Raw genomic sequence first — 21,715 nt, forward strand, 5'->3', positions numbered from 1 at the left:
ACCATGATTCCTGAACTCGGCCATCTGGCCATGATTCTGGCGCTGTGCTTCGCCGTCGTGCAGGCCTTCGTGCCGCTGATGGGCGCATGGCGCGGTGACCGCATGTGGATGGGTCTGGCGCAGCCAGCGGCGTGGGGGCAGTTCACCTTTCTGATTTTCGCTTTCGGTTGCCTGACTTACGCCTTCATGACCGACGATTTTTCCGTGGCCTACGTCGCGGAAAACTCCAACAGTGCCTTGCCGTGGTACTTCAAATTCAGCGCCGTATGGGGCGCGCACGAAGGTTCGCTGCTGCTCTGGGCAGTGATTCTCGGCGCGTGGACCTTTGCGGTGTCGATCTTCTCCCGACAGTTGCCTCAAGTGATGCTGGCCCGAGTGCTGGCGGTGATGGGCATGATCAGCATCGGCTTCATGCTGTTCCTGATCCTGACCTCCAACCCGTTCTCGCGGATCCTGCCGCAAATTCCGGCCAACGGCCGCGATCTCAATCCGTTGTTGCAGGACATTGGCCTGATCGTGCATCCGCCGATGCTGTACATGGGTTATGTCGGGTTTTCGGTGGCGTTCGCTTTCGCCATTGCCGCATTGCTCGGCGGGCGTCTTGATGCGGCCTGGGCGCGCTGGTCGCGACCATGGACCATCGTTGCCTGGGCGTTTCTCGGCATTGGCATCACTCTGGGCTCCTGGTGGGCCTATTACGAACTTGGCTGGGGCGGCTGGTGGTTCTGGGACCCGGTGGAAAATGCCTCGTTCATGCCCTGGTTAGTCGGCACGGCGTTGATTCACTCACTGGCTGTGACGGAAAAACGCGGCGTATTCAAGAGCTGGACGGTGCTTTTGGCCATTGCGGCGTTTTCCCTGAGCCTGCTGGGAACATTCCTGGTGCGCTCCGGCGTCCTGACCTCGGTTCACGCGTTCGCTTCCGACCCGGCGCGGGGCGTGTTCATTCTGATTTTCCTGCTGTTCGTGGTGGGCGGTTCGCTGACCTTGTTCGCCTTCCGCGCCCCGGTGGTGAAAAGCCACGTCGGCTTTGGCCTGTGGTCGCGAGAAACCCTGCTGTTGGGCAATAACCTGGTATTGGTGGTCGCCGCTTCGATGATTCTGCTCGGCACCCTCTACCCGCTGGTGCTCGACGCCCTGAGCGGCGCGAAGATGTCCGTTGGCCCGCCTTACTTCAACGCGCTGTTCGTGCCCTTGATGGGCTTGCTGATGGCGGTGATGGCGGTTGGCGTGCTGGTGCGCTGGAAAGACACACCGGTCAAATGGCTGCTGAGCATGCTGGCACCGGTCCTGATCGGCAGCGCCGTGCTGGCGGTGATCGCCGGTTTCGCCATGGACGATTTCCACTGGGCGGTGCTGGCGACCTTCATGCTGGCCGCGTGGGTATTGCTGGCGGGCGTTCGCGACCTGCTGGACAAGACTCGCCACAAAGGCCTGATCAAAGGCGCGCGGGGCATGACCCGCAGCTATTGGGGCATGCAGGTTGCGCACATCGGGATCGCCGTGTGCGCCCTCGGCGTGGTGCTTTCCAGCCAGAACAGCGCCGAACGCGACTTGCGTCTGGCGCCCGGTGAATCCATGGAACTGGGCGGCTACATGTTCGTGTTCGACGGCGCCAAACATTATCAGGGCCCGAACTTCACCTCGGATCGCGCCACCATTCGCGTCCTGGAAGACGGCAGGCAAGTGACGATCCTGCACCCGGAAAAACGCCTGTACACCGTGCAGCAATCGATGATGACCGAAGCCGGTATCGACGCCGGTTTCACCCGTGACCTTTACGTGGCGCTGGGCGAACCGCTCGGCGACGGCGCCTGGGCGGTCCGGGTTCACGTCAAGCCGTTCGTGCGCTGGATCTGGTTTGGCGGTTTGATCACAGCATTGGGAGGCGTTTTGGCAGCGATGGACAAGCGTTACCGGGTCAAGGTTAAAAGCAAGGTTCGTGACGCCCTGGGCATCGCGGAGGCGGTGGTATGAAGCGTTGGATCCTGTTGTTGCCGCTGGCGATTTTCCTCGCGGTCGCAGTGTTTCTCTATCGCGGTCTGTACCTGGATCCGGCCGAGTTGCCGTCGGCCTTGATCAACAAGCCCTTCCCCGAGTTTTCCCTGCCTCAGGTGCAAGGCGACAAGGTGTTGACCCGCGCCGACCTGCTGGGCAAGCCGGCGCTGGTCAACGTCTGGGGCACCTGGTGCGTGGCGTGCCGGGTCGAGCATCCGGTGCTCAACAAACTGGCTCAGCAAGGCGTGGTGATCTACGGCATCAACTACAAGGATGTGAATGCCGACGCCCTGAAATGGCTGCAGGACTTTCATGACCCTTATCAGCTGAACATCCGCGACGAGCAGGGCAGCCTGGGCCTGAATCTGGGCGTCTACGGCGCGCCGGAGACCTTCCTGATCGACAGCAAAGGCATCATTCGTCACAAGTACGTCGGCGTGATTGACGAAACCGTGTGGCGCGAACAGTTGGCTGGGTTGTATCAGGGGCTGGTTGACGAGGCCAGGCAATGAAGCGCTGGATAACTGCCGCATTGTTGACACTTGGGCTGGCCACTGTGGCCCATGCCGCCATCGATGCCTATGAGTTTCGCGATGACGCCGAACGCGCGCGTTACGCCGAGCTGACCAAAGAGCTGCGTTGCCCCAAGTGCCAGAATCAGGACATCGCCGATTCCAACGCCCCGATCGCCGCCGACCTGCGCAAGGAAATCTTCCGCATGCTTGGCGAAGGGCAGAGCAATCAGCAGATCATTGATTTCATGGTTGATCGCTATGGCGATTTCGTGCGCTACAAGCCGGCTCTCAACTCAAGCACCTGGCTGCTCTGGTTCGGCCCGGCCGGTCTGCTGATCGGCGGCTTGTTGGTCATTGGCGTGATTGTCGTACGTCGCCGTGGCCAGGGTCGCAACAAGAGCGACGCCCTTTCCGACGAGGAGCGTCAGCGCCTCGCCCACCTGCTGGATAAAAACCGCGAATGATTGATTTCTGGCTAGCTGCTGGCCTGCTGTTGCTGGTGGCCCTGAGTTTCCTGCTGATCCCGGTCCTGCGTGGCCGTCGTGCGCAAAGCGAAGAAGACCGCACTGCGCTCAATGTCGCGCTGTATCAGGAGCGCGTGGCCGAACTGCAAGGGCAGCAAGCGGAGGGCGTGTTGTCTGCGGTGCAAATGGACAATGGCCGCGCCGAAGCTGCCCGCGAGTTGCTGGCTGACACCGAGGGCGTCGAACCGCTGCGCACCTCGCGTCTGGGCAAACCGCTGCCATTGCTGGCGGCGGTGTTGGTGCCGGTGCTGGGCCTGGCGATGTATCTGCATTTCGGCGCCAGTGACAAGGTCGAGCTGACTCGGGAATTCGCCCAGCCGCCGGGCTCGATTCAGGAGATGACCAGCCGCCTGGAGCGCGCAGTCAAAGCCCAGCCGGATTCGGCCGAGGGCATTTATTTCCTGGCGCGCACCTACATGGCCCAGGATCGTCCGGCGGACGCTGCGGCGATGTTCGAACGTGCCGCAGCCCTGGCCGGCCGGCCGCCGGAACTGCTCGGGCAATGGGCGCAGGCGTTGTACTTCGCCGGTGGCAAGAAATTCACCCCGCACGTCCAGGCCCTGACCGACGAAGCCCTCAAGGCCGATCCGAAGGAAGTCACCAGCCTGGGTCTGTTGGGCATCGCCGCTTTCGAGACTGAGCGTTACCAGCAAGCCGTGGATTACTGGAAGCGGCTGTTGGCGGTGCTGCCGCCACAGGATCCGTCCCGGTCGGCGCTGGAAGGCGGTATCGCCCGCGCGACTGAGAAGCTGACCGCCAGCGGCGGCGTTGTTCAGACGCCTGCGGTTGTCGCGAGCCAGACGGCGCGCATCAAAGTCCGGGTCGATCTGGCCCCGGAACTGAAAGCCAGAACAGCACCGGGCGATAGCGTGTTCATCTTCGCCCGCGCGATCAAAGGCCCGCCGGCACCACTGGCGGTCAAGCGCGTGACGGTCGCGGACCTGCCGGCAGAAGTCGAACTGGCAGACGCCGACGCGATGATGCCGCAACTGAAACTGTCCAACTTCCCTGAAGTCCAACTGGTGGCGCGGGTATCCCGTGCAGGCCAGCCGACCACCGGCGAGTGGATCGGCCGCAGCAAGCCGCTGGCCAGCAGCGTCACGGCGTTGCAGACGCTCACCATCGACAGTCCAGATCAGTAGAGAATCCGCTTATGTACCGCGCAGCACGCATCACCTTGTTGGGTATGGTCCTTGGCCTGAGTGCCTGTGCGGTCCAGCCCACCGGACCACGCAGCCAGGAGCCGATCCAGAGCTTGCCCGGCAAGCCATCGGCGCCGAGTAAGCCAAGCGCTCCGCAAACGCCCAAGGCGCCAGCGGCAGGCCCGAAGACCTCGGCCAACTTCGCGCCGCCACCGGGTGGCAACAGTCATTGGGATGCAAAGCTCGGCGTCCACGTACTGGATGATCAACCGAACACCTTCTACCGCCAGCGCACCTACTATCGCTGGAATAGCGGCTGGAGCTGGTCAACCACGCCCAACGGCCCGTGGCAGGACACCGATTCCAGCGGCGTGCCAGCGGGTTTGAGTCGTCAGTTCGGCAATTGAAATGTTCCAGATAGTGGGTCGTCTGGAGGGTCGAATTGCGAGCGTATCCACTTTTGCCGTTCGCTGATTCTGTTGGCGCGAGGCTTGCCCGCGAATACGTCGTTTCAGAATTGGAATTTCATCGGATATGCCGGGGTTTCCCTGGACGAATCAGACGCCGCAGTCACCCAGGTCACCGCGGCGTCGTTCTTCGCGGGCAAGCCTCGCTCCAACGGGAACGAGGTTTTGTTGCGCGACAATGCCGCCTCTGATGACGCACGCCTAAAGGTCTCAGGCCTTTGCAGTCTCAGCGGCAGCCGCAGCCTTAGCCGCGGCCTTTTCCTGCGCCTCGCGTGCGACGTCGCGTGAGGCCATGATGGCTGCATGCGTTTCCTTCGTCGCGAGTTCACCTTTGCTCCATAGCTGGTGCGAAAACCAACCCGCCATGGCCTCTGGATTCAGGGTAGTGGTTTTGGGGATGAACAACGCCGCCAGATCAATGGTGCTGGCGAAATTGTTTTCGTCCAGCTGGTAATCGCCCAGATAAGAGCCACCCCAGTTTCCGTCGGCCGCCACCAAGTCTATGGAGACATCCCGGTAGGTGTCGGCAGCGCCTATCAGCGTGCTGGAGGCGTTTAATAGCTTATCCAGTTGATCCATATCGGTAAGGCTGAGCTCGCCGGCAGGGTTGAGTGCCTTGAGTTTGCCGTCGGCTTCGATAGTAAAGCCGAATTTCTTCTCGGCGAGGTCCGGGAACGTGGACTCAAGAGCGGATTTGAACTCCTCGAACGCGGATTTCAAACCATAAAAAGCACCTTGGTGCAGCTTGGCCATGGCAGGGAAGTCGGCAGACTGAGGGCGACCGTAGGTGTTTACCACCACCATTGGCTGAGTCGACGTTGTCTGAGTTAGCGCTTGGGCTGCTTCACTTGGATGATAAATCGCCGCTGGCGTTGCGTTGCTGAACGCCGATTTCTGATCCTCGCTGATGGGCTGCGCGGACAGGGCTTGGCTGGATGGGTTCAGTCGCATTGTCGATGCCAGAGTCGAGCCGGCAGTCAAAGAGATTTCCATATCGTCACTCCATCAACGTTTGGTGTAGGAAGTTTATCGACGACTTGTAAGATAACTTTAGCGCGCTTGGCGCAGGCTTGGAAACCGCCATCTTCAATCACTGTTGCCTGACTCTGGGTACGCGCTTGCCGACCCCCACGAATGCGAATGTAAGCAGCCAGCGAACACACCTTGCGGGGTTTAGAGAGGCATTCACTGATGCAGCAGCAGGTTATTTCCTCGCTAGTCTTCCGAGGTGGGCAGCTACTGATGTTTCAACCGCTCGGAAGCGGTACCGATTAGATCGGAACACCCGCTGAATGCGTAGATTTTTGGGCTTGGGCGGCGTGCGGAAAAACCCTCTTACTGGGATCACCAGAATCAGTCGAAACGATCGATTCTGGTAGTTTGAGCACGGCTGGTTTTCCTGCACTCACCGCGCGCCCTTGCCTACCCGTGGACGCGTTTCGCATGAGCTGCTGGTGCTGGCGTTGCCGTGTGGCGGACGATGACCGTCTTAGTGCGTAAGCCGCCGCAGCATTTCGATAAACTCATCTCGATGTTCGATCTGGCGAGCTTTGACATAGTTCAGGGCCGAGATGAAATTAGAGTCCTCGGTAAGACCGACAAGACGTTGGTAGGTAACAATCTGGTGCTCTTCAGTGAGAATATTAGCCGCGAGATATTTTTGCGGGTTGTGGCTGAAGTTGGGGCCGGTTGGACGCTTAAGCTTAGTCTTCGAAAATTCTCTCAGGGATACAGGCGCAGCATCATAATCGTCAATCGTTATACCCTTGATATTCAAAAATTTTTTGAATTCATCTCGATCAATTCTCGTCGATAGCGGGCCTGCCCTGTTTGTCGAAATCTGCAACAAAATGGAGCCAACTATGTCTGCATGCTGGAGTTTGACGCGAGCAATTCGGATAAGGCTTGCTTTTCGTGTGGGATGATCCTCATTTGAGGCTTGGGTAAGGTAAGCGATTGCGCTTGGCAACTCGCCTTCGCTCCCGCCGAATTGCGCTAAGAGCAGGTCGAAAAACTTAATCTCGGAGATGAAAGAACTTTCCGTTGTGCTACCCATGCCGGTCTCCTTTGGCACGTTTTCATTAACTACATCACAAATGACAACCTCGGATTCGCAGGGTTCATTGCGAAGTATTCCCATTGGCTTAGCGATATCCATCGACTACAAATTTCAGCTATCCCGGCCGCCTTAAGCGCTTTTGTTCGAATCGCGCGCGAAAACTCTCAACGCCTGGGCAAAATGCACCTTTTCGAATGTGTTAAATTTACTAATATGGTCATAAGAACAGGAAGATGGTGGCGTTTATGAGCAGTCTGGGTGAGCGGTTAAGGGCAGAGCGGCATAGACTTGGTTTTTCACAGAAAAGGTTTGCTGGCTTGGGTGGGGTTAAGACAAACGCCCAAGGAAATTACGAATCGAACCAAAGGATTCCGAACGCCAGATACCTGACCGCCATAGGTGCAGAGGGTGCAGACGTTCTTTATATCGTGACGGGTGATAGAACCCCGTTGTCCATGGCGTGCCTAGATCCCCAAGAGGAAGGGATCGTGCGTTCCTATCGTGCACTCGATACTACAAGCCAAAATGCGCTCGAAAAGCTTTCTAATGTTTTATACAGGGCGGTGACCAGCAGGCCAGAGGATGAGCGCCACAGTGCCTGAAATTTAGCGCACTCTTATTGAGGCGTGAGGTGTGCTGATGACCGATTTCCGTTCACCAGCATCACGCTCGAAAAGGGGCGACAGCTGGATTTAACCGACGTAAACCTGGACTGAGGGCTGGCTTGCTCAGTATTACCCGACCTGGGACTAGTCGCGCTTAAGGGGGCGGAACTTTCAAGGTTACTTCGGATTGGGCCATACTGATGAACTTGCTAACGTTTAGCTTTGAAGACGATCTATCTGCCCTTTCAGCCTTATCTCCCACATCTGTAGTCAAACAGCGTATTGCGGGCTACCTCCAGTCTATCCAAGCGTGCTCGTCACTTGCTCAGCGCGATAAATTGATGGAGCTGATCGCTGGCTATATGCAAGCATTGGAAGACCTCGAGTTGCTCACCGCCGAGCAGCAAACATTGCTGAGGGAGCTGGTAACACGAGCGAACATGCGATCCAATCCTGATCATTCCCCTCTTTAGAATTTACAGGGCAGTACCCTACGCTCTATTTTTTTCAAGCTTTTGATTAGCTGCGTCCAGCGCGCGTCGGAGCACATCGACCTGTTCGGCGACCCTTTTGAGTCCCATGATCTGATTGCAGTCTCGTCCGGCCTGCAATAGGCACTCCGAAACCCTGGCTTCAGTCGCTGCGAGCTTGATCCGCAAAGCATCCCGTTCGGCAGCCAACTGCTGATTCATCTCGATCAGCTCGGCGACATTGCTCCGGCTGCGGCGCAGCCTGTCGTTGAGGTCGGCCACCTCATCACACAGCATTTCAGATTGATGCTTCAGCATTTCCAGCGGGGTCGGTACGCCAAGGCACCCGAATGGTTCGTCGTTGATGAGCATAGCTCTGCGTCTCTATACTGTTTTAATATACAGTATTATAGATCTCGGCAGCGAATCAAGATGAGGCGACGGGATGTTGTAATGACGGTCAGCAGTTTGGAGAGCACCTGCTGAGGCGAAGCTGGCCGACCTCAGCCATAAGATCATCCTAGCTTCGACGGATTAAATGTAGCGCAAAGGGATCAAGGCCAAAATCAAGCAGATAGATGGTTCAGATTCAGCTTGCAAGACACTGGAGCTTGGTAATGGCAAACGCATAGCGTCTAGCTTGCGCATTCGAAGCGCGACGGCCAGCCCGGGTCAGAATCGAACATCGAGCCCAGGGCGTGACCGGTCAGGTGGCGTGAGTTCCTGACAGAGGGAATTTAGCGTATCTGATGAAAGTAGACGGTCGAGCGGATGGATGGTTTTTACATCGGCAGGACACGGGGATAGCATAGTCGCCGGGGTGTCCTCCAAAACCGAGATACCCACTACAGTACTATATCGTCTCTCAGGTCGGCGTAAGGGGGTGTGTGCATGACAATACCCGGGGCAGGCGAAAACATGCGGGACGATGACTCTGTAGCAAGACAGGATGTAGCAGTTGATGTGACAGAGAGACGCATCTGCCCGAGTTTAGTGAACCGGTTGTAGGTAGGTAGGTAGGTAGGTGTGCCCCGCAAACCTGGCCTTGGCATCGGCGGGCCGGATGCCTCCAGAGCACGCCATCCATAATGAAGTTGGAGATTGTCCGCACAATCCAAACGAATAGACCGGTGGTAGTCATAATCTATGAACCGGGGCAGTCTGATCGTGTTCAACCTTAGTGAGGCAAATGCATTCCTCACTAATGCGGGTACCGCAAAATGAGCATCTCTGAAAGGTTGACTAGCTGGAACTTTCTCTGGCGGATTTCTGGTGTAGTTGTGTCCTGTAGGGCATGTGCCGCTGAGCAGCCGGAGGAAGAGCAAGCTTTGGCGTTTAAGCATTATCCAAATTGCAGGTTTGTAGAATGCCCGGCCTACCCTTGGCGAGACCTTGATAGCCTTCAGACAGGATTGCCCCGGGCCGTCACACAATGATTCGGTTCTTTGGGGCGACTCTCTGCGCTCGCATACCGGGCTTCCAAAGCCCAGAAGTAACCCAGCCAGATACCCTGTGACAAGGCAGCTCGCTCAAAGGCCTCTGCTTAAAATCGCGCTTTTCTGGATTTGAAATCTAGATGTCGCACTCTCCTGGGATATCTCAGAGCACAATGAGTAACGTCTTGAAAATTGCTACGCCGATAGCAGTTTGTGCGGGCGGGTACCCGGACGCCGCCGCTCCGGGCATTGGCCAGGCATCCCAGTCATCCAAGTTCTCTACTCAGTCCCTACAGATACTGCCGGAGCAAGCGCAAGACCAGCAACCAGTGCCAAACGCCACGCCTCCTACTCTGAAGCAGGCGAACTGGTGGGACGCCTATCCCGATGCTGGCAATAAGCCAGCAAGCCAGGCACCCGCCGCGTCCCAGTCAGATAATCCCTGGTACAGCAACCCGATCAGCGACACCAAGGATGAAGTCGGGGCTGGCATGAGTGACGGCCACGAGGCTGTTGGGCCGACGTGGGTTATCGCTGGGTAGGCTCAGGGTTACGCCCGCCATGGTTACGCTCATGGTTACAAATCTAACTGTCGGCGCAACTTGCGCACGCTGCGGTTCTCCACATCACGTCAGGATTACCTGAATTGGTAGTCTCAGTTAGCTGGTGTGGTCTCGCTGAGACTACTTATCAGACCAGCCAAAATCGAGGTGCGCCACGCGCCGCCAGAGCGACAAATGGATGATGGCATTATCGCATTGCAGATGTATGCTCCGCTCCTTCTGCCGGAGCCTGCAATGAAAAGCACCGAAACAATTGCAAGTCTGCTTCATGCGCTCCTAAGCAATCAGACGGCCCTCGCTGAAGCCATCAATGATCTTACCGACTGGGTGGAATCCACCGGCTCCGCCGAAATAGCACAAAGCGTACGTGATCGCCTCAAGCCGCTTAAGAGTAACGAGGCCGTTATTGGTCACTGCGTTAAGGAGCTGATGCGGGGATAAATTCAGTTCACTAGCAGAGGCAGAAAAACCTGCTCTATCGGAGTTTTCATTGACGTCTATGCTTTCCACTTCTAAGAGCGGCAGGCTGTAACAGGAGCGTGATAATGAGTACTGAAATTGCCAGGGCGCGAATGGTTTCAGAGCTTTCTAGGCTGGCAGAAGAATTCGAATTCTCTGCAGCCGGCTTGGGGAAGCTACGGGAAGCTGAAGGATTGATGGATGCCGAAACATCAGACCTGATAGGTCGACTGCTCCGCACTTCATCCCAGTTAAGGATTCTTGCTGGCGAGGCCGAAAAAGACGGTAAAGATTGACCTTAGCCGAGTACGCGGTGGCGAGATCTGTAGGTCATGGACCGTCGCGTACCAGTAGATCACGACGCATGGAATGTTTGCAGCCCGGTTTTGTTAACGACCATATAGGCTCACAGCCGTGATCTGTCCGTCGGAGGCGCTCGTTAATCAACAGACCGAATCCTGAATTTTGCTTTGAATTTGCCGTCACACTTTTAGCGTCTTACAGCAATGCTGAAGGAGGGCGAGATGAAAGCCAGGGCTACCGTTATTTGTCGAAAAAACGACTATGTCCTTTGCGTGCGAAAACCCGGCGCTAATTGGACGTTGCCGGGCGGCAAGATAGAGCGTGGGGAGTCGCCCAGCGACGCGGCGTTACGTGAGCTTGAGGAAGAAACAGGGATGGCGGCTCGAGACCTTATCTATCTCGCCCGATATGAGAGAGAAGATACAACGCACTTTGTTTTTATGGCCCAGCTTCAGCCGGGTGATAAGCCGGCGGCAAGCAATGAAATCTCAGCTTGCAGGTGGCTGCTTCGAAAGCATTTTCGCAATCCCGAACTGAGCAAGGCGGCTAAGGAAATCGTAAAGGGTTTCTCCGATTTCCAGCCGGAATGTTGGCGTTACCAACGCTCAACCGGACAGCCTTCGCCCAAGACTACTCAATATTTCGTCACCTGTTGAGACGTTGGGCAGTTCCAGCGGCTTCGAGTTGTAAGCTCGCCAACAGCTTTGGTGGTTGTTCTACGCTTGGCGAGGGGCTAACGCCGCACTGCTTTACGCATTGAGTGGTCCGGCAGCCCCTTTTGCGAAAATTCCAGCCTTAACTCGGATACCAAGTTCGCAATAGCACGGCTCGAGGAAAGTGTATCGACGCGTATCCCATCGACGAAAAACGACGCGTGCCCCTTCTGCGAAGGGTAGAGGTTGACCGTCATACGGCCCTCACCATCGATTTTGCATACGCACCTAGTTGGCAAAAAGGCCGATTCAATTATTTGGCAAAGCTCCAAGGGAGAGATCATGGCAGCATTCCTTTTCTCATTGTGAGTGGTGGACGGATCGAGAAAGGAAACGTTCAAGTAACGTTACCGAATGGGTATGGGCCCGACAGAGCTGTACCAAATATTGCCAATCCGCGCTCGGTAAGCGCGGGTCTTCTTTGCCTGCGATTCGTCAGCTCGCCAGCTCTTCCAACGTCTATGGCCTAAGCTTTCCTCATCAATGGAGGAAACAATATGTCTGCCTTGCCCCGCGATCCAACCGCCGCTTTGCTCGTGCGACTAAACCGAAATATCAACGCCCTTGGATCTGCCGTCGACGAGATTCGAATTTGGATCAGCCGACAGGGCGACGTAGGCACGGCACTTAGCATCGGAGCCTACCTGGATGTGCTCCAAGAGAATGCCGACGAAATCGCCGAGGGCATGGTTGACTTGATTGTCAGGATTTCTCAAGCCGCGCCGGTAGAACCGCAAAAGCAGACATTGTGATTCGATTAACGCTGCTCGTATGCCCAGGCAGCGAAGTGATCGCACACGCCATAGCGGAGTGGTTGACGCGCTATCTGACAATTAGGAAGTTCTCCGCCGAGTCGGGATACAGTGAGGCCGCTGTGCGCTCAAAGACTCAGAGCGACGTTTTGCTCAAAGGGCAGGTTTGGCACCATGCGCCAGATGGCCGGGGTTTAATCGACGTGCAAGGCTGCTGAAATCAGCGGGCCTAATCACGCCACTGCGGAGTGAAGAACGGGGAGTGTTTGACAGTGAAGAAATCGGACTAGATGGTGTAGCACGTGTACTGCAACCTAAATTCTAGTGAACCCTACCTCCTTACCTTGGGTCTCATTAGTGAGTGGGATTGTGGCCCACTTGGCCTAGTAAACTTAAAATAAACCACTAATCTGCGTCGAAAAGATTACGCAGCTTTCTCCGGTCCCAGCGTGCGTGACTTGCGCAGCAATGCCCGCATCTGTCTGCCTGGGTCTTGGCTGCATAAACACCATCCCCTGGTTAACACTGCATAGATCAAACGGGCCAATTGGTGACAGTAGCCTTGATCGCAAAGCTGATGTCCATTCTTTACCAAGAGCGAACGACGGCTGCTCCGATGAAGCTTTTATCATTGCGCGCATTGGGCGCGGCATGGTTCAACGCTTGGGCTTCTCGATTCAGGAGGGTCAGGTCAACCTTCCTTAAACTCACCCGCCGCCGGACTTTCATCCTTTTTCATGATCAGATCATGGTGTTGAAACGCCTGGGCGATGGTGGTGCGCAGTTCCTTGTCGTCCCATGGCTTGGTGAGAAACTTGTAGATCGCGCCCTGATTGATCGCGTCGGTCACTGACTTCAGATCGGTGTAGCCTGACAACACAATGCGCACGGTTGCGGGGTACAGATCCTTGACCCGGCTGAGGAATTCGGTGCCATTCATTTCCGGCATGCGCTGGTCGGACAGGATGACGTGCACGTCATGCTTGGCCAGCAAGGCAAAGGCATCGGCGGCGTTTCTGGCGGTCAGGATCTGGTAGCCGTCACGGCGCAGCACGCGGCTCAAGGCGCGCAGGATGTTCTCCTCGTCATCCAGCAGCAGCAGGGTTTGCCCGCTGGCATTGATGCCTTGGGTCGGGCGTTGCAATTGAAGGCGCTGCTGCTGCTCGTGGAGGAATATTTCCAGATCCTTGAGCGGCATCGGCTTGGCGAAGTAATAGCCCTGGAACGCGTCGCACTGGTTCTTCTTCAGGAAATCGAACTGCGGCTCGTTTTCCACGCCTTCGGCGATCACCTTGAGGCCCAAGTGGTGGGCCATGGAAATGATGCCTTGGGTAATCGCGGCGTCGTTGCGGTCGCTGATGATTTCCTGGACGAAAGAGCGATCGATCTTGACCTTGTCGATGGGCAGGCGTTTGAGGTAGTTGAGGCTGGAAAAACCGGTGCCGAAGTCGTCGATAGCGATGTGCACACCGATTTTCTTCAGCGATTTCAGGGTCTGAATGGCCTTCTCGGCGTTGTCCATCAACACCGACTCGGTGATCTCCAGCTCCAGCAGTTCGGCGGGTAAACCAGTGCTTTGCAGCGTGGCTTGCACGAAGTTGATGAAGTTCGCCCGCTGGAATTGCAGCGGAGAAATATTCACCGCCATGACCTGATTCTTCCAGCCCTGATCGAATAACAGACGTGCGTGCTGGCAGGCGGTAATCAGCGCCCATTCGCTCATGGGAATGATCTGGCCGGTGTCTTCGGCAACGGGAATGAACTGGATGGGCGGGATGAAACCATGCTCGGCATGGTGCCAGCGCATCAGCGCTTCATAGCCGGTAACCCGGCCGCTGCGCGCATCGATCTGCGGTTGGTAGTAGAGCTGCAAGGCCTGGGCTTCGATCGCTTTTTGCAGTTCGTTACGCAGATAAACCCGCTCGCTGACTTTCTGATTGAGGTCTTCGGTGTACCACTGATAGCTGTTTTTACCCTGGCGCTTGGCTTTATACATGGCCAGATCGGCCTGCTGAATCAGATGCATCGGCTGTTCGATGCTTCCATCGGTCATGGTAATACCCATGCTGGCGGTGATCTGCAGCTCAGTGCCCTCGATCTTGTAGACGCGGCCAATGTTTTCGATCAAACGGTTGGCCACCAGCAACACATCCTCAGCCTTGGCCAGGTCCGGCAGAATGACGATGAATTCATCACCGCCCAGACGCGCCACGGTATCGCCGGGGCGCACCTGTTGCTCCATGCGCCGCGCGACTTCGATCAGGATCAGATCGCCGATGCTGTGGCCCAGGCTGTCGTTGATCGGCTTGAAACCGTCCAGGTCGATGAACATCACCGCCAGGGTGCGATTGTAGCGGTGGCTGATCTTGCAGCCCTGAATCAGGCGATCTTCCAGCAACGTGCGATTGGGCAGCCCGGTCAGGACGTCATGGCTGGCGTTATAGGCCAGTTCCGACTCAACGCGTTTCTGCTCGGAGACATCGCGCAGCGCCACCACCCAGCCTTGCGGTCCTTCCTCGTTGATCAACGGCGCGCTATCGAACGCCAGGTAACGTTCGCCCTGCGGCACTCGCCAGCGGCTGACTTCGCCGTGGTAACTGCTGGTGCGCGCGCTGTGCTGGCTGTCACTCAGGGCCAGCGGCAGATAATGCTCCAGGGCCTGGCCCACCAGCGCGTCGGCCGGCTGGTTCAACAAGTCGGCCGCCGTCGGATTGATAAAGGTCAGCAGGCCTTTGCGGTCCACCGCCAGCAAGCCTTCGCTGACACTGTTGGTGATGGCCGAGGTGAATTCCAGTTGGGTTTGCAGACGCCGCTCGCCGGCCAGGACGGCCTGGACCAGTTGGCTGTTTTTCATGACCGCCACGGCCATTTGCGCAAACTGCTGAGCGATGGCCAGGTCATCCTGGTCGAACTCGCCTTCGTACTTGTCCGAGAGCTGCAACAGGCCCAGGTTGGTCCCGTCATGGTCCTTGAGCGGCACGGCCAGCCAGCCGCGTTTGGCCGGCGAAGTGCGGGTCATGGCGCCTTTTGCGTACCAGCGCGAATGGTTGTCCAGTTCGTCGCGGGTCAGCAGGATCGGCTGGTTGGTGTCGCGGATCTTGGCGTTGAAATCCAGATCGTCGGCGGCAATGGATTCGTAGGGCCAGTCGGCATATTTCTCGGACAGCGATACCGAATGAATGGCCGGCGCGCCGTCTGCTGTCTCGTTCAAATCGATGACCGACTGATGGGCGCCAAGTAACAGACGTAAGCGTTCGGCCATGTAGTCGAGCAAGGTATCGTTGTGAGTGTGACTGTTGATGATGCTGTTGATGTTCACGGCGGTTTCACTCAAGCCGCCGAGCAGTTCGGCCTGGTGCTCAGAGTGTTGCAACGCCTCGCGCAAGGCGCTCAGGGTTCTGTTGCGCTCGCTGAAGTCCTTGACGATCCCGAAGCCGCCGACGACCTTTTCATCGATGATGATCGGCAAATGCGTCAGGCCCACGTCGATCAATTGACCGTCGCGCGTGCGCAGCAGGCCTTCATCGCGCAGCGAACCGCCGGTGATGGTGGTGCTGATGTAGTCGGCGAGTTTCGACGGGTCTTCGTTGTGTACCAGCAGCGACAAATGCTCGCTGAGCAACTCTTCTTCGCTGTAGCCCGCCAGCTCACACCCTGCCTGGTTCATGCTGGTAAAACGGCCTTGCAGATCGAAGGAAAACACCGGGTCCGGGTTGAAGGTGAACAGGGAACGGTAGCGCTGCTCGCTCTGTTGCAACCGCAGCCGGTCATTGAGGTGCTCAATGGCCAGGGCCGCGAGCTGGCTGGCGGTGGTGATCAATTGCAAGTGACCGGCGGTCGGGGCGAGCGGAATCCGGTGATACATGGCGAACGCGCCGAGCATTTCACCGCGATGGGAAATCAGCGGGATCGACCAGCAGGCGTGCAGGTCGTTGTTCAACGCCGGCTTGCGCAGGGTCTCCCAGAGCGGATCGCTGTCGATGTCATCGCTGATCACCAGCTTGCGCCGAAACACGGCCGTGCCGCAGGCACTGTCCCGGGGACCGATGGCCATGCCATGCAGCGACCGGGTAAACGCCAGCGGCAGGCTTGCCGCCGAACCGAGCAGCAGGTGTTTTTGTGCCTTGTCCACCAGCAGCACCGAACACATGCTTTGCGCCGCCTGGGATTCGGCCAGCACGCAAACACTGTTGAGGATCTGCGCCAGCGGCTGATCGGTGGAGATCATGGTGAGGATGTCGCGCTGCTCCCTGGCGAAGCTTTCGCTGTCCACCAACGGCGTGACGTCATGCGCCATGGCGTACAGCGTGCGCTCGCTGGCGGACCAGCGGCCCGACCAGTGCAGGTGCACGACGGTGCCGTCCTGGCGTCGGCAACTGCCGCGAAAGTTATGCCGCTCGCCGGCATCGATCATGGCTTGCAGGGTGATCTGGGTCAGTGGCCGGTCTTCGGGCAGCAGATAGTCGAACAGCGACTGGCCGATCATCTCGTCCGGGCGATAGCCCAGCACGCTGGCGGTTGATGGGCTCAGCTGGGTAAACCGACTGTGTTCATCCAGCGAGCACAGGATGTCGTCGGAAAACTCCATGATGCGCAGGTTCAGCGCCTGCAGGCTGGCGTGCTCGCGCAGGCTGGCCTGCAGCGCCAGATTGCTTACGTTCAAGTGCTGCGCATGTTTGATGGCCAGTCGGGCCAGACGCTGGCTGGTCATGATCAGAAAGGTGAAGATCAGGCCCAGACCGAGAATCAGGTTGGGCAGGTATTCCACGGCAAAACTGTCGGCCGGATCCTGATTGGCGAAGTGCTGCTGGCTGAGCAGATACCAGGTCAGCACCGTGATCAGTGCGCCGATGGCGCCCGCCAGCAGCGTCAATCGATCCAGCAGCAAGGTCCGGTTGGCGGGGAGACGTGGCAGCAAGATAAGCGCGACGCTGGTAAACACAATCAGCAGATGGGCGATGTAATTGAGCTCGGGCCGGAAACCTATTTGCTCGATGCTTAGCTCCTGCCACCAGGGGGTTACATGGCTCAGAACAATCAGCAGGATCAGCAGCGCACCACTGCACTGAGTGAACCACCTGCCCGCTGTCACGCGATGGGCAAAGGCGATGGCAAGCCCGATCAGGGTCAACAGCACGGCCAATGGGCTGCGCATGAGATGCAAGCCGCTGACCCAGGAAATACCCGACTCCATTGAGGATGAAATCAGGTTATGCCCGATGTTATAGGCGCACAGCGCAATCAGCAGCCCGGCAAACACCACGCTCAGGCGATGACGGTTATGAGCCGCACCCAGCAAACCGGCCGCGATCAATAATGCCGCCAGCGGGGCGTCGGAAAGGTACTCCACCTTCAGGCGGCTTGAAGGGTCAATCAACAAAAAACCGATCAGCCCGATCACACTGAAAGCAACCAGAGTGAAGGCAACGAGGTGGATGTAGATCTGGGCAACTACGTAGCGGTTTTTCATCACATTCCTTACATCACGGCTCGGAGTTACAACGGTCTACGGGGGGTGATTTCAAGGATGTGCAGTTGCCATGGTATTGCCGGCCGCCTTGAACGGTCGCAGGATTCCAACTGTTTCGGTCATTGCTGGCCACTCGCGAAGGCAGTATCGGGCTGACGCAGCGGGAGCCACAAGCGAAAGCGCGAACCTTGCCCGGGCTCACTGTGTACTTCCAGTCGACCGTGGTGTTTTTGCACAATGTTGTACGACAGGGTCAAGCCCAGGCCGGTCCCCTCCCCGACGGGTTTGGTGGTGAAGAACGGGTCATAAATACGGTTGAGCACCGCAGGTTCTATGCCTTTGCCGGTGTCTTGCACTTCCACCCAGACCCAATCGCCTTCATGACCGCACCGTAACGTAATGACGCCAAACTGCTCGATGGCATGCGCGGCATTGATCAACAGGTTCATCACGACCTGATTGATCTGCGACGGGATACATTGCACCTCGGGCAATTCAACAAACTCCCTGACCACTTCGGCCTTGTATTTGAGTTCGTTGTTGACCATGTTCAGCGTGGAGTCCAGGCCCCGCTGCAGGTCCGCCAATAAAAACGCCTCTTCTTCAATATGGGAGAAGTCCTTGAGCGCAGTGATGATTTTCTTCACCCGACCAATGCCATCTTCGGACTCGACAATCAAGGCTTCGACGTCGTTGCGAATATAGTCATATTCCAGGCTTTGCTTGAGTTTGCGCAGCTCATCCAGACTTGCCACCGTGTCCACGGCATCGACGATGCGCAGCAAATCATCGACATAACCGGCCAGGGTTTTCAAATTCGAAAATACATAACCGATGGGGTTGTTAATCTCGTGGGCGACGCCGGCGGCCAGTTGACCTATCGCCGCCAGACGTTCTGATTGCAGCAACTGGACGTGGGCTTTCTCCAGTTTGCTGACACTGTGATCCAGTTCCAGCTGTTTGGTATTGAGCGCCTGCAGTGCCGCGCTCAGGGGCTCATGAGTCCGGGCGAACTCCGTGCTGTCGTAGAGCAGCAGCCCGAAGCAGAGCACCCCATTGGCCTGGATAAATGGAAACAGCAGCGTACTTTGCAGCATCAAAGTAGCCGGATGGCCGGCTGCAGAGCTGGTCAAGCGAATCAGGTAAGGTGTTTCACGCCACTGGGTATAAACGTGCACGCCCTCATTGCGCACTTTGCTGATCATCGCGCTCAGATGTGGCGTGTCTGCCTCTGGAAACACGCTGACAAATGGAAGGTGCAAGGCCTGATTCAGGTCTTTCTGGCCGGCAACACTGATAAAACTGTTCCAGTACTGAATGCGTAATTCAGAATCCAGAATAATAATGCCGACATCGACAGGCTCGATATAAGCACCATTGGAATATATTTTCCCGCCTTCCATCCTGGATCCCCGTTGCCTGAAACGCCTGAAGGCCGAGAAAGCTTAATGCACTCAGCTGACCATTCCAATTGGATTTTAAAAAATTAATCGAACATCTTATTGAGTGTTTTTCCGAAAAATATTTCATGTTTGAAAATAGCGGGATCTTCAAATATGCGACCGGGCGGCGAGCAATTAATTCAGCTGTCGGTGTACACATTAAGAGGTGATCTGGCTATTTTCATTACGCGGGCGGTTTACTTTTTTGCGCTTTTAGGTGTTGCCGGGCAAAGGCATTGGCGGCGTTTCTGGCGGTCAGAATCCAGTTACCCTCCCCGCCGCCTGGCCAGCCCGTTTACTGATACAGAAACAGATCTTCAGAAGAGTCGACCTCACCCCATTGCCCGGTGTATGGCAAGGCTTGTATCGGGATTCGACCGGCTTCAATGACCTGCCCAAGCGTATTGGTCATATGCGCCTTGTCACACTGTTCTGACGTGAGCGCCGAGCCAAGCCGAACCACTTCTGCCCAACACCACCTTCATTCGAGGATCTCCACCCAGCGGCCGGGACAGTCCAGATGCAGGCGTCGAGCCACCGACCAGCGGCGATAGAGCACTTCACCGGCACCAATGACCGCTGGCAGGCCAAGTTCACCCGCACGAATCGCCATGTGTGAGTTGGCGCCGCCCCAGGCCGTTATCAAGCCGGCAATCGGATAGGCAAACAACCAGTCGAATCCTGGGTCCGCATTGGGGATGCAGACAATCGCGCCGGCGAGCCTTTCTCGGTCACTGCTGCTCGTCACAGGCGCCGTCACCTGTTTCTGGGTGATGAAGTTGGGCTCTGTTTCCGGCCATTCGAAAGACCAGACATCTTCAGGTCGAGTAATGACTGGCGGCAATGCGAGCTTGAGGGTTTTTTCATAGCGGGATCTGCCCTGCTCAATACTGCGCAGCAGCAGGTCTTTGGCGTCAACGGCGGCCACGTGCAGCTCCTTGAAGACGCCGATGTCGCAATAAGCCATGTCTTCACGGCCAATGCCATGTTGCGCGCCGACCTCGGCAATCAAAGCCAATGCATCCGAGAGATTGCGAGTGAAGTGAAATTTGGCCAACTCCCGCAGCTCGATTCCGGCTTGCATGAAGTCCAGCAAACCGACCGAATCAGGCTGCAAGCCGTGGTCTTCGAGCTGCTTCACGATTGCCCGCATCTGGGGAAGGGTCAACGAAAAGGGTTGAACCGGATCCGGTGCGGCTGGACGCTGCGTCCAGTCGAAATAGAGCTCCGGCGCCTCGTCATAACGGGGCGACAGGATGTCGTAGGTGCCCGGGCGCAAGTGGCCGTAGCGCGCAAGGAACGTCGCCTTGTCCAGTGTCGCCCGATCACGTGCCAATTGGCCGCTGACGGTTGATACCCCCGCCATGAAGCAGTCGTAGTCAGCCTGCGAGAACACGCCCACGCTCACCAGGGATTTAAGCATCTGCACCGCCACGAATCCTGCACGCGCAAGACCTGCAAATGGCAAGGTTCCGTAGCGTTTGGCATCTTCCAGCAGCCAGTAAATGCGCTCCAAGGGATCGGCGCTGGAGTTCAGCAACTCTTCTCGACGGGCATTGAGGGTTTCAAGCTTGTGAGCATCAGCGCGCCATAAGCCGTCCTTGGGGTGAACAATGCGATTGGTTAGCTTGCGCAGACTGGTGCTGATCGCGTCCAGCTCGTGCTGCAGAAAACCGGCACTGGCCAAACGCTCCAGTCGCTGCGATAAGTCCAGGGTGTAGCACGAGAATACAATTTCGAACTCGACCTTATCGTGCAGTGTCGGTTCGGCCAACAGCCGCTCGATATAGTAATCAACCAGCCGCCCGGCCAGCCCCTCATCAAGATCTGCGGGAATGAAAGAGTTGAATGACAGGCGCACATCGATATACGGCAACCCGAAGAAATGCGGCATCAGCGGAAAACTGCGCAAGTTGCGGTAGCCATAGTTATGGCGCTGGTAAGCCCAGATCGAGTCAGTGACCAAATCCCGGTACAACGAGAGTGCCAGCGGTTTGGGCCGGATGCCGATAATCTCGGCCGGATTCCAGTCCGGCATCACGCCATAGACGGTGCGCTGGCCCATCAGGAACGGGTGCGGTCGCATGCCACGCGCGACTTTGTCCTCGATACTGCTCAGCTGAGCGGCCTGATCCAGGTCTGATTGCGGGGGTGTTTGCAGAATCAATGGCCGGGCTTGCAGTAGCCACAGCACCTCGCCCTCTGCTTCGCGTGTCACGGCGAACTCGCAATCGACAGGTGCGCCGTCGAACAAGACGAGCAACTCTTCGAGCAGCGCGATAATGGGCATCAGGTTCCTGGGTGGCGGCACTTCGCTGCGTGCGGCTTGCTGCCACAACCGCCCGCCCATGCCGCCGGTGACCGATTCGGTGTCACTGCCTTCCGACCAGTTGAGCACCCGATAAGGCGCACAGGTATTGGGGTCGTGGGAAAAGGCAACGCCTGAGCGCACCACATTCTCCAACATGGGCTGAATCAGTACTTCGTCTTCCAGAGGTGCATCGCCATAACTGGCGATCACTCGTTCAATCGCCGATTCCAACTCCGCTTCAGCGACCCCAAGGATCGACAGAAAAGCCCCCGCGTTGGACGCTTGCGTGCCATCTTCGCGCAGACAACTGGAGCGTACGATCCACGGCCCGCTGCCTAGCCGCCCTCGGATATCCCGAAAACAGGCCTGCTTTCCCCTGTGCCATTCCCTCACGGTAAATGACAACAGCGGAGCAATGCGAGCTGAGGTGAGCCGCTCTTGAAGGCTGACCAACGTGTCAGCCTTTGTAGAGAAATGCAGCGCCAT

At 57.2% G+C, this 21,715-nt stretch carries 18 protein-coding genes and 1 pseudogene; 10 read left to right on the forward strand and 9 right to left on the reverse strand.

Translation table 11 applies throughout. From position 1 onward, the window contains the following. Positions 1 to 3 precede the first annotated feature (3 nt). The 5 genes from CFII64_RS27635 to CFII64_RS27655 are packed head-to-tail and all read left to right on the forward strand — an operon-like array spanning position 4 to position 4,586. A complete protein-coding gene (locus tag CFII64_RS27635) occupies positions 4 to 1,977 on the forward strand; it encodes a heme lyase CcmF/NrfE family subunit (protein WP_020294180.1) in 1,974 nt (657 codons plus the stop codon). After that, a complete protein-coding gene (locus CFII64_RS27640) occupies positions 1,974 to 2,510 on the forward strand; it encodes a DsbE family thiol:disulfide interchange protein (protein ID WP_020294181.1) in 537 nt (178 codons plus the stop codon). Before CFII64_RS27635 ends, CFII64_RS27640 begins: the two co-directional genes overlap by 4 nt. Continuing rightward, positions 2,507 to 2,977, forward strand: coding sequence for a cytochrome c-type biogenesis protein (locus CFII64_RS27645; RefSeq protein WP_020294182.1), 471 nt, complete (start codon positions 2,507 to 2,509; stop codon positions 2,975 to 2,977). Before CFII64_RS27640 ends, CFII64_RS27645 begins: the two co-directional genes overlap by 4 nt. Then, positions 2,974 to 4,179 (forward strand): c-type cytochrome biogenesis protein CcmI, encoded by a 1,206-nt coding sequence (ccmI, locus tag CFII64_RS27650; RefSeq protein WP_020294183.1) that lies wholly within the window; start codon positions 2,974 to 2,976, stop codon positions 4,177 to 4,179. Before CFII64_RS27645 ends, ccmI begins: the two co-directional genes overlap by 4 nt. 11 nt (positions 4,180 to 4,190) lie before the next feature. Continuing rightward, positions 4,191 to 4,586, forward strand: a complete 396-nt coding sequence (locus CFII64_RS27655; RefSeq protein WP_020294184.1) for a hypothetical protein — start codon at positions 4,191 to 4,193, stop codon at positions 4,584 to 4,586. A 270-nt stretch (positions 4,587 to 4,856) separates the two neighbouring features. Here CFII64_RS27655 and CFII64_RS27660 read toward each other — a convergent pair whose 3' ends face one another. Then, a complete protein-coding gene (locus CFII64_RS27660; protein WP_020294185.1) occupies positions 4,857 to 5,639 on the reverse strand; it encodes a hypothetical protein in 783 nt (260 codons plus the stop codon). A 496-nt stretch (positions 5,640 to 6,135) separates the two neighbouring features. Further along, a complete protein-coding gene (locus tag CFII64_RS27665; protein WP_020294186.1) occupies positions 6,136 to 6,702 on the reverse strand; it encodes a manganese catalase family protein in 567 nt (188 codons plus the stop codon). 248 nt (positions 6,703 to 6,950) lie between these two features. On the opposite strand from CFII64_RS27665, the gene CFII64_RS27670 reads away from it, so the two are divergent. Next, the gene (locus CFII64_RS27670) at positions 6,951 to 7,307 is read left to right on the forward strand and encodes a helix-turn-helix domain-containing protein (RefSeq protein WP_052026680.1); all 357 of its coding nucleotides are present in this window, start codon (positions 6,951 to 6,953) and stop codon (positions 7,305 to 7,307) included. 494 nt (positions 7,308 to 7,801) lie between these two features. Here CFII64_RS27670 and CFII64_RS27680 read toward each other — a convergent pair whose 3' ends face one another. Both CFII64_RS27680 and CFII64_RS29930 read right to left on the reverse strand, forming a co-directional pair. Further along, on the reverse strand, positions 7,802 to 8,152 hold the full coding sequence (locus CFII64_RS27680; RefSeq protein WP_020294189.1) for a hypothetical protein: 351 nt from the start codon (positions 8,150 to 8,152) through the stop codon (positions 7,802 to 7,804). A gap of 1,495 nt (positions 8,153 to 9,647) precedes the next feature. Then, the gene (locus tag CFII64_RS29930; protein ID WP_156883300.1) at positions 9,648 to 9,791 is read right to left on the reverse strand and encodes a hypothetical protein; all 144 of its coding nucleotides are present in this window, start codon (positions 9,789 to 9,791) and stop codon (positions 9,648 to 9,650) included. Between the two features lie 162 nt (positions 9,792 to 9,953). On the opposite strand from CFII64_RS29930, the gene CFII64_RS27690 reads away from it, so the two are divergent. The 3 genes from CFII64_RS27690 to CFII64_RS27700 all read left to right on the forward strand — a co-directional run bounded on the left by CFII64_RS27690 (position 9,954) and on the right by CFII64_RS27700 (position 11,197). After that, the gene (locus CFII64_RS27690) at positions 9,954 to 10,220 is read left to right on the forward strand and encodes a hypothetical protein (protein WP_020294191.1); all 267 of its coding nucleotides are present in this window, start codon (positions 9,954 to 9,956) and stop codon (positions 10,218 to 10,220) included. A gap of 104 nt (positions 10,221 to 10,324) precedes the next feature. Beyond that, on the forward strand, positions 10,325 to 10,534 hold the full coding sequence (locus CFII64_RS27695) for a hypothetical protein (protein ID WP_020294192.1): 210 nt from the start codon (positions 10,325 to 10,327) through the stop codon (positions 10,532 to 10,534). A gap of 228 nt (positions 10,535 to 10,762) precedes the next feature. Beyond that, entirely contained in the window at positions 10,763 to 11,197 is a 435-nt protein-coding gene (locus tag CFII64_RS27700) for an NUDIX hydrolase (protein WP_020294193.1), read from the forward strand. 77 nt (positions 11,198 to 11,274) lie between these two features. Here CFII64_RS27700 and CFII64_RS27705 read toward each other — a convergent pair whose 3' ends face one another. Further along, positions 11,275 to 11,538 carry a DUF1652 domain-containing protein gene (locus CFII64_RS27705; protein WP_020294194.1) on the reverse strand — a complete coding sequence of 88 codons (264 nt, stop codon included), beginning with the start codon at positions 11,536 to 11,538 and terminating at the stop codon, positions 11,275 to 11,277. A gap of 213 nt (positions 11,539 to 11,751) precedes the next feature. Here CFII64_RS27705 and CFII64_RS27710 point away from each other — a divergent pair, with 213 nt between their 5' ends. Further along, complete coding sequence (locus tag CFII64_RS27710; RefSeq protein WP_020294195.1) at positions 11,752 to 12,006, forward strand: hypothetical protein; 255 nt, start codon at positions 11,752 to 11,754, stop codon at positions 12,004 to 12,006. Between the two features lie 424 nt (positions 12,007 to 12,430). Here the strand turns inward: CFII64_RS27710 and CFII64_RS29935 are convergent. From CFII64_RS29935 to CFII64_RS27730, 4 genes and pseudogenes are all read right to left on the reverse strand, one after another. Beyond that, positions 12,431 to 12,687 (reverse strand): annotated as a pseudogene (locus CFII64_RS29935) (IS110 family transposase); the annotation flags it as partial. A 10-nt stretch (positions 12,688 to 12,697) separates the two neighbouring features. Further along, positions 12,698 to 17,476, reverse strand: coding sequence for an EAL domain-containing protein (locus CFII64_RS27720; protein ID WP_020294197.1), 4,779 nt, complete (start codon positions 17,474 to 17,476; stop codon positions 12,698 to 12,700). Between the two features lie 119 nt (positions 17,477 to 17,595). Further along, on the reverse strand, positions 17,596 to 18,879 hold the full coding sequence (locus CFII64_RS27725; RefSeq protein WP_020294198.1) for an ATP-binding protein: 1,284 nt from the start codon (positions 18,877 to 18,879) through the stop codon (positions 17,596 to 17,598). Positions 18,880 to 19,399: 520 nt separating this feature from the next. Next, positions 19,400 to 21,715, reverse strand: coding sequence for a PEP-utilizing enzyme (locus CFII64_RS27730; protein ID WP_044901761.1), 2,316 nt, complete (start codon positions 21,713 to 21,715; stop codon positions 19,400 to 19,402).

The sequence above is a fragment of the Pseudomonas sp. CFII64 genome (assembly GCF_000416235.1).
Lineage (GTDB): Bacteria > Pseudomonadota > Gammaproteobacteria > Pseudomonadales > Pseudomonadaceae > Aquipseudomonas.

Bases quoted from the DNA above. Each gene is read 5' to 3' on its own strand.
- CFII64_RS27730 (WP_044901761.1), bottom strand. From the start codon at position 21,715: ATGGCGCTGCATTTCTCTACAAAGGCTGACACGTTGGTCAGCCTTCAA.
- CFII64_RS27635 (WP_020294180.1), top strand. From the start codon at position 4: ATGATTCCTGAACTCGGCCATCTGGCCATGATTCTGGCGCTGTGCTTC.
- CFII64_RS29930 (WP_156883300.1), bottom strand. From the start codon at position 9,791: ATGAGCGTAACCATGGCGGGCGTAACCCTGAGCCTACCCAGCGATAAC.
- CFII64_RS27710 (WP_020294195.1), top strand. From the start codon at position 11,752: ATGTCTGCCTTGCCCCGCGATCCAACCGCCGCTTTGCTCGTGCGACTA.
- CFII64_RS27700 (WP_020294193.1), top strand. From the start codon at position 10,763: ATGAAAGCCAGGGCTACCGTTATTTGTCGAAAAAACGACTATGTCCTT.
- CFII64_RS27690 (WP_020294191.1), top strand. From the start codon at position 9,954: ATGGATGATGGCATTATCGCATTGCAGATGTATGCTCCGCTCCTTCTG.
- CFII64_RS27655 (WP_020294184.1), top strand. From the start codon at position 4,191: ATGTACCGCGCAGCACGCATCACCTTGTTGGGTATGGTCCTTGGCCTG.
- CFII64_RS27680 (WP_020294189.1), bottom strand. From the start codon at position 8,152: ATGCTCATCAACGACGAACCATTCGGGTGCCTTGGCGTACCGACCCCG.
- CFII64_RS27645 (WP_020294182.1), top strand. From the start codon at position 2,507: ATGAAGCGCTGGATAACTGCCGCATTGTTGACACTTGGGCTGGCCACT.
- CFII64_RS27705 (WP_020294194.1), bottom strand. From the start codon at position 11,538: ATGATCTCTCCCTTGGAGCTTTGCCAAATAATTGAATCGGCCTTTTTG.
- CFII64_RS27720 (WP_020294197.1), bottom strand. From the start codon at position 17,476: ATGAAAAACCGCTACGTAGTTGCCCAGATCTACATCCACCTCGTTGCC.
- CFII64_RS27665 (WP_020294186.1), bottom strand. From the start codon at position 6,702: ATGGGTAGCACAACGGAAAGTTCTTTCATCTCCGAGATTAAGTTTTTC.
- CFII64_RS27670 (WP_052026680.1), top strand. From the start codon at position 6,951: ATGAGCAGTCTGGGTGAGCGGTTAAGGGCAGAGCGGCATAGACTTGGT.
- CFII64_RS27695 (WP_020294192.1), top strand. From the start codon at position 10,325: ATGAGTACTGAAATTGCCAGGGCGCGAATGGTTTCAGAGCTTTCTAGG.
- CFII64_RS27660 (WP_020294185.1), bottom strand. From the start codon at position 5,639: ATGGAAATCTCTTTGACTGCCGGCTCGACTCTGGCATCGACAATGCGA.
- ccmI (WP_020294183.1), top strand. From the start codon at position 2,974: ATGATTGATTTCTGGCTAGCTGCTGGCCTGCTGTTGCTGGTGGCCCTG.
- CFII64_RS27725 (WP_020294198.1), bottom strand. From the start codon at position 18,879: ATGGAAGGCGGGAAAATATATTCCAATGGTGCTTATATCGAGCCTGTC.
- CFII64_RS27640 (WP_020294181.1), top strand. From the start codon at position 1,974: ATGAAGCGTTGGATCCTGTTGTTGCCGCTGGCGATTTTCCTCGCGGTC.